The organism is Candidatus Cyanaurora vandensis (assembly GCF_013285555.1).
GTDB lineage: Bacteria > Cyanobacteriota > Cyanobacteriia > Gloeobacterales > Anthocerotibacteraceae > Cyanaurora > Cyanaurora vandensis.
On record NZ_JAAXLT010000092.1, the window covers coordinates 87236 to 94071 of the forward strand.

Below are 6836 nucleotides of genomic sequence, written 5' to 3' on the forward strand. Positions count from 1 at the left end.
GCCATGGACCTTACCGCACTGGTACCCCTGTTTACGGCCTTATTCATCTCGCTGGTGGCTCTCGGGATTTCCTGTTGGTTTTTGAGGGTCGGGGCCTTGCGCGATGGGCGGGTGCTCAGTTGCTACGCGAGTATTTTTGTTCCTTCCCTAGCTCTGACCTTGGGGGTGGGGCACCTGTCCTTAGATATGTACGCCCATTCCACCTATGAACACCGGGTCATTTGTCCGCTGACCGTCGTGCTCGGGATGATGTTGTTTATTGGGTCACTATTTGTCGGGGGCTACCTCTGGCGACAACAGCGCGTGGGCGGGTTGGCTACCTTGTGTAATCCAGCTAGCCCCGCAGTCCAGGACACCGCAAATAGGCTAGCGCAAGGCTTTGGCATAGCAGTTCCCCCGGTACTCGTCATCCCTACGCAACAGCCCGTGGCCTTCGCGCTGGGCATTCAAAAAGCCCGGATCTATCTCTCGCCGGGGCTGCTCGAAATTCTGGACGCCGTCGAACTGGAACAGGTCATCGCCCATGAATTAGCCCACATCCAGCGACGAGACAACCTCATTGCCCTAGTCAGTGTTTTCTTCCTCGGAGCCACGGCCTACTTGCCGAGTAGCTGGTGGGCCTTTGGCTATCTGTTGCGAGAGCGTGAGCTAGCGGCGGATGAACTGGCGGTTAGTGTGACGGATAAGCCGGTGGCTTTAGCCCGTGCCCTGCTAAAAGTTGCGGTTCCTGGTCATCCCGCTTTCTCCCCAGCCGCCGGACTGATCCAGCCCGACACCGTCGACCTACGCGTGAAGAATTTGGTCCGGCTCCATTACCTGAAGCCAAGACCACAGCGCAAGGGAAACCAAGAGAAGCTGTGGCTACTGGCCTTGACTTTGTTGAGTCCACTACCCGTAGGCTGGCTCATTTTTGAATTGCCCCATCTGCTCCACCTGCCCTAAATCTCCTTAGGGCGATTGCGCGAAGCCGCCTTGACTCTGTAGCCAGCTATAGAGATTAACATCGAATTACTCCCCTAAAATTTGAAGTCAACCAAGCCCCAGCTCAGATGGACGCCTAACACAAAGAGGTTTGATTGATGAACTATGAACTATCAGTTCCCGGCTTGCACTGCGGGGGTTGTGCCAAAACCGTAACCACAGCCCTCCAGACCTTAGACCCCTCGGCCCGGGTGGAAGTAGACTTGACGGGTAAAAAAGTACGTGTGACCACTCAGGCCACCGCCTCAGACCTCCACGAGACCTTGGCTAAGGCTGGGTACCCCGTACAGGATGCTGAGCCGATACGCCAAGAGCCTGTTGTCACGGCAATAACCCCTGAAGACCAGAGTTATCAAGACACGATGCGGAAGTTTTGGTTTGCCGCAGTTGTGGCTGTACCCGTGTTGCTGCTTTCTTTACCAGACTACTTCCCGGCCCTCCGTGAGGCACTCATGGGTTGGCATGTGCTGAGTATCGGTGCGGCCTTGTTGAGCTTGCCCGTCTTAGCTTGGTCCGGCGGGTCTTTTTTCCTGGGGGCTTGGCATAGTTTTCGTAACCACAACGCCAATATGGATACCCTCGTTGCCTTGGGGACTGGCTCAGCTTGGCTCTACTCAGCGGTTTATGCCCTAGCTCCCGGTTTATTTCCGCCAGAGGCAGCGGGGATGTTCTTTGATGTTGCGGTCGTGGTCATTGCCCTAGTACTCCTGGGACAAGCCCTCGAAGCCAAAGCCCGTGGACAGTCCAGCGAAGCAATTAAAAAACTCCTCGAACTCCAAGCCAAAACCGCACGGGTGATTCGGGATAACCAGGAACTTGATATTCCTCTGGCGCGGGTCATCGTGGGCGACACCGTACTAGTCCGTCCCGGCGAGAAAGTTCCGGTGGATGGCCTGATCCTCACCGGGGAGTCCGCCATTGATGAATCCGTGGTAACGGGCGAGTCGGTACCCACGGACAAAAAACCGGGTGATACTGTGATTGGAGCCAGTCTTAATAAAACCGGCGCATTTACCTTCCGGGCCACCAAGGTTGGTAAAGATACGACCCTGGCCCAGATTGTCCAGATGGTCGCCCAAGCCCAAACCTCCAAAGCACCGATTGGCAAACTTGTGGATCTGGTGTCGGGCTATTTTGTCCCGGCGGTAGTCATCTTGGCAGTCCTGGCTTTTTTAGCTTGGTTTAACTTTGGTCCGTCCCTCAACTTCGCGGTGGTGGCGATGGTGACGGTACTGGTGATTGCCTGTCCCTGTGCCTTGGGGCTAGCAACACCGATGAGTCTGATGGTGGGCGTGGGTAAAGCTGCACAAAACGGGGTGCTGATTCGTAACGGCGAGGCTCTTGAAAATGCCTCCCATCTCAAGGTGCTAGTCCTCGATAAGACGGGGACAATTACCAAAGGTCAACCCGCCCTGACCGATGTCTTGCCGCTCGGGGGCTATAGTGCTGAGACTTTATTAACCCTCGCTGCCATCGCTGACCGCCGCAGTGAGCATCCTCTGGCCCAAGCGATTGTCCAGGGTGCGCTGAAGCGTAACCTCACGCTAACTGAACCCCAGGCTTTTGAGGCCATTCCTGGACAGGGGGTCCAAGCGACGGTTGACCAACAAGTTGTCTTGGTCGGGAATGCCAAGCTGATGACCGTCCAGGGCATTGACTTAGCCAAGTTTAGTACCGCGACTGACCGCTTAGCGGATGAAGGTAAAACCCCCATGTTTGTCGCCGTGGCTGGTCAGGCCGCTGGGGTAATTGCGGTGGCTGACACGATTAAAGAGGATTCAACCCAAGCTATCCGTACCCTGCAAAAAATGGGTATTGAAGTCATCATGATGACCGGGGATAATCAACGCACCGCCCAAGCGATTGCCCGTCAGGTCGGGATTACGCGGGTACTGGCTGAAGTCCTCCCTGCTGATAAAGCCCAAATGGTCAAGACGCTCCAGCAACAGACCAAGGCTAAAAGTTTAGTTGGCATGGTCGGGGACGGGATTAATGACGCGCCCGCCCTCGCCCAAGCCGACGTTGGCTTTGCGATGGGTACTGGCACCGATGTGGCCATTGAGGCGGCGGATATCACGCTGGTGGGGGGCAATCTCCGGGCCTTGGTCTACGCCATTGAAGTCTCACGGGCTACTTTAAACAACATCCGTCAAAATCTCTTTGGTGCTTTCATCTACAACGCTTTAGGCATTCCCTTTGCCGCTGGGGTCTTCTACCCAGCCCTTGGGTTGTTGCTCTCGCCCATTATTGCCGGAGGAGCGATGGCTCTTTCGAGCATTACTGTGGTGACCAATGCCAATCGGCTGCGCTTTTTCGCGCCCCAATCCTTTGCTGAGGTCAAGTCATGAATCTGCTGGTCAACAGTTTGGGCATCGTCTTCATCGTTTGGGTCGTCTGGTACTTTTGGCTCTGGAAGGGTGAAAGTGTCCAAGCTACCAACCAGAGCGGAGTCCAGGAAATAGATATTACGGTTCAGGGCGGCTATCGGCCTGCTGAGATTGTGGTCCAAGTCGGTCAAAGGGTCCGCCTCAATTTCACGCGCCGCGAATCCTCTGCCTGTAGCGAAGAAATCGTCCTCCCGGATTTTGGCCTGCGCTCCCACCTCCCCCAGAACCAAACTGTGACGCTTGAAGTAACTCCTGGTCAGCCCGGTGAATATGAGTTCGTCTGTGGGATGAATATGCTGAAGGGCAAACTCATTGCCCGTTAGCGGTCAGTAGTCCAAGCTGTCAAAATCTGTGCCACTGCTCAATGAGTAGCTTTGCGTTCACTGTAACGGTCCGTTAAGTAGGCCGTGTGGGGACGTAATAAGACCGTGAATTTATATAATTCCTCCATCACATCCACCACCCGGTCGCGGTAGCTGGAGTCTTTCATCCGACCGGCTTCATCAAACTCGTTGTAGGCTTTCGCCACTGAGGATTGGTTGGGAATGGTGAACATCCGCAGCCAGCGTCCCAGCAACCGTAAGGTGTTGAGCGCGTTGAAGGATTGGGAACCGCCACTCACCTGCATAATCGCCAAGGTCCGGCCCTGGGTCGGGCGCACGGAACCAATCTCTAGGGGTATCCAGTCCAGTTGGTTTTTCATAATCCCAGTAATCTGTCCGTGCATCTCTGGGCTAGACCAGACTTGCCCCTCCGACCACAGGCTTAACGCCCGCAGTTCCTGGACTTTGGGATGCTCAATGGGAACACTGCCGTAGATCGGTAGGTCGCGGGGGTCAAAGAACTGCACTTGTGCGCCCAACTCCGTAATAATCCGCGCCGCTTCTTCGGCAAGTAGACGACTATAGGAACGCTCTCGCAAGGAGCCATAGAGAAACAAGATCCGTGGCGGATGGTCAAACATGGGCTTAGTGACTCGCTAAGGCTTGCAAGAAATCCGTTTGGGCCGACCGCAGTTCCGCTTGGGGATTAGCTTGTTGGACGGTTTGTATAGCCTCTGCATAGGTTGCACCCTGCCGGATTAGGTAGGCCGCGAGCATGGTACCCGTCCGCCGCCTACCACTAGTGCAATGCACCGCTACCCCATGACCGAGCTTATTTTGTTCATCCACAAAATCCTGTAACGCCTGGATCTGCGCCAAACTCGGAGCCGTGCCCCCCTTCGTGGGCAACCAACGGTAGGGGAGACCCGCCTGGGCATAGGCCTCTAGATTGGCTGGGTCATCCATCACCGACACAATCGCCGCCACGCCCAACGCTCGTAGCTCATCCAGTTCTGCTACCTCTGGCTTACGGACTCCAGCTAATTTACTGGGGATGACCCACCACAGGCTCGCGGCCAGGGGTTGAACTACTTCTGCTTGCGCCATCGGTCACTCCTTGATTTTTAGCGGGTACAAAATTTGCCACAGCCAGCCAGCCAAAATCGCTCCCAACAGCGGTGCCACCCAATAGATCCAATGGGCTTGCCAAGTACCACTGACCAAGGCCGGACCAAAAGACCGGGCCGGATTCATACTGGCACCACTAATCGGACCCCCGAAGGCAGCCGCTAAGCCCACGGTTAAGCCGATAGCCAGCCCAGCCATGCCCGGTGCCGCCCCCGGATGGAGGGCAGCACCACAGATGACTAGCATCAGGATAAAAGTCAGCACCAATTCCATCACAAACGCTTGGGGCCAATTGCCTCCACGGGGCAGCGTACTGCCCAAAGCCGCTACCTTGCCCAAACAGAGGCAGAGGAGTCCGCTAGCAAGGGTCGCACCGAGGAGTTGAGCCCCAATAAAAGGGCACACCCGACGGGTCGGACATTGCCCGAGATACCAAAACGTTAGGGTCACGACCGGATTGAAATGGGCTCCACTGACCGGACCCAGGGCGTAGATGAGGGCGGCGACCACGGCTCCAAAGACAAAGCTAATCCCCAGATGGGTAATCGCACCGCCTGAGACATCATTGACGACGATAGCTCCAGTGCCAGCAAAGACTAGACAAAAAGTCCCAATGACCTCGGCTAGAACCTCGCGCTGTAACCAGTCTTTCCCGTTCATGGCTCGCCTCAGTCTGCCCAACCATACCAAGCAGGGGGCCAGAGGGCAAGGATATTTCCATAAAACTTGATGCATAAGTGTTGAGAAATAGCTGTCTAGGTGAATTTAGTTTTGTATGTAGTGAGAAAAATTGTTTTAGGGCAGATCGTTACACAGCCGCGCCGGGAGGAGGGTACTATAGCGACGGTATTCCGCCAAATACTGTTCGAGGGCAACCATTTGGGCGAGGTTGAGGCTGTAGTAAACCCAACGTCCCTCTTGACGAGAACGGATGAGCGCGGCTTCCTTGAGGGTTTTGAGATGGAAGGACAGTTTAGATTGGGGCACCGTCAGTACAGCGCATAATTCACAGACACATAATTCTTTTTCGCGCAGTAGCTCTAGGATTTTGAGACGTAGGGGTTCTGAGAGGGCCTGAAAGCCAGCGGGGATCAAGTCAGGTGCGACGGGGGCTAGCGTGGGTGACTGCATAATTTTATTGAAGCTTATTTCTATGGAATGTTTAACCAGAGGGCGGGGTCCCTGCTCTTGGCGATGCATTAAACTATGGACAACCTGCACCCCTGAATCAATGCTGCAACCCCCAGCCCGGACTCATCTACCCACCATGTATGATTTACCCAGTGAGGAAGTGGGAGAGCCGGGGTTGCCCGATGAATTTCATTGTCTACAGGGGCCGCTGCTGTCTTTGACTTTTCGTCCTCCGGGTTGGCCTGGAGTGCAGGTCTTCAGTGCTTATGACCTCTATCTTTATTACGATGTCAACCATACCCTGTGGTACAAACGACCGGATTGGTTTGGCGTAGTAGGAGTAGCTAGTCTCTATCAAGGCCAACACTTGCGCCAGAGTTATGTGATGTGGCAAGAGCAAGTACGTCCGGTGGTGGCTATCGAAATTCTCTCCCCGAGTACAGCGGAGGAGGACTTAGGTAAAACCCAGAGAAAAGCGGGGAGACCACCGACGAAGTGGGAAGTGTACGAGCAGATTCTCCAGATTCCAAACTATGTGGTTTTCGATGAGAACACCCGCACGCTGCAATTATTTCAGTTGGTTGAGGGGCGGTATCAACAGGTGAGTAGCCAGTCTCTCATTTGGATAGCGGAGTTGGGGTTACATCTGGGATTGTGGTATGGGTTTTGGAGTAAGTCTACGCAATGGTGGTTGCGTTGGTATGACCGAGCGGGTAATCCAGTCCTTGCCCCAGCAGAAGCTGAACAACAACGAGCCGACCAAGCGGAACAAGCAAAAGAAATTGAACGACAACGGGCTGAGCGTCTAGCCGCTAAATTGCGAGAACTCGGAGTAAGCTGACAAGCATTTAAAATGCGTTATACTGGAATTATTCAATGTCCAAAA

At 54.7% G+C, this 6836-nt stretch carries 8 protein-coding genes; 4 read left to right on the plus strand and 4 right to left on the minus strand.

The features are described 5' to 3' along the window. The first annotated feature begins 3 nt into the window (after window positions 1-3). From HFM78_RS06210 to HFM78_RS06220, 3 genes are all read left to right on the plus strand, one after another. Window positions 4-942 carry a M56 family metallopeptidase gene (locus HFM78_RS06210; protein WP_287128559.1) on the plus strand — a complete coding sequence of 313 codons (939 nt, stop codon included), beginning with the start codon at window positions 4-6 and terminating at the stop codon, window positions 940-942. A gap of 137 nt (window positions 943-1079) precedes the next feature. Beyond that, window positions 1080-3329, plus strand: a complete 2250-nt coding sequence (locus tag HFM78_RS06215) for a heavy metal translocating P-type ATPase (protein WP_287128560.1) — start codon at window positions 1080-1082, stop codon at window positions 3327-3329. Next, entirely contained in the window at window positions 3326-3691 is a 366-nt protein-coding gene (locus HFM78_RS06220; RefSeq protein WP_287128561.1) for a cupredoxin domain-containing protein, read from the plus strand. Before HFM78_RS06215 ends, HFM78_RS06220 begins: the two co-directional genes overlap by 4 nt. 38 nt (window positions 3692-3729) lie before the next feature. On the opposite strand, the gene arsH is transcribed toward HFM78_RS06220, so the two are convergent. The 4 genes from arsH to HFM78_RS06240 form a co-directional block, all read right to left on the minus strand. After that, window positions 3730-4332: an arsenical resistance protein ArsH gene (arsH, locus tag HFM78_RS06225; protein ID WP_287128562.1), complete on the minus strand. Its 603-nt coding sequence runs from the start codon at window positions 4330-4332 to the stop codon at window positions 3730-3732. Between the two features lie 4 nt (window positions 4333-4336). Next, window positions 4337-4798, minus strand: a complete 462-nt coding sequence (locus HFM78_RS06230; protein WP_287128563.1) for a dual specificity protein phosphatase family protein — start codon at window positions 4796-4798, stop codon at window positions 4337-4339. 3 nt (window positions 4799-4801) lie between these two features. Further along, on the minus strand, window positions 4802-5479 hold the full coding sequence (locus tag HFM78_RS06235; RefSeq protein WP_287128564.1) for an MIP/aquaporin family protein: 678 nt from the start codon (window positions 5477-5479) through the stop codon (window positions 4802-4804). Window positions 5480-5614: 135 nt separating this feature from the next. Next, on the minus strand, window positions 5615-5950 hold the full coding sequence (locus tag HFM78_RS06240; RefSeq protein ID WP_287128565.1) for a helix-turn-helix transcriptional regulator: 336 nt from the start codon (window positions 5948-5950) through the stop codon (window positions 5615-5617). Between the two features lie 100 nt (window positions 5951-6050). On the opposite strand from HFM78_RS06240, the gene HFM78_RS06245 reads away from it, so the two are divergent. Then, window positions 6051-6791 (plus strand): Uma2 family endonuclease, encoded by a 741-nt coding sequence (locus HFM78_RS06245; RefSeq protein WP_287128566.1) that lies wholly within the window; start codon window positions 6051-6053, stop codon window positions 6789-6791. The last annotated feature ends 45 nt before the right edge of the window (window positions 6792-6836 follow it).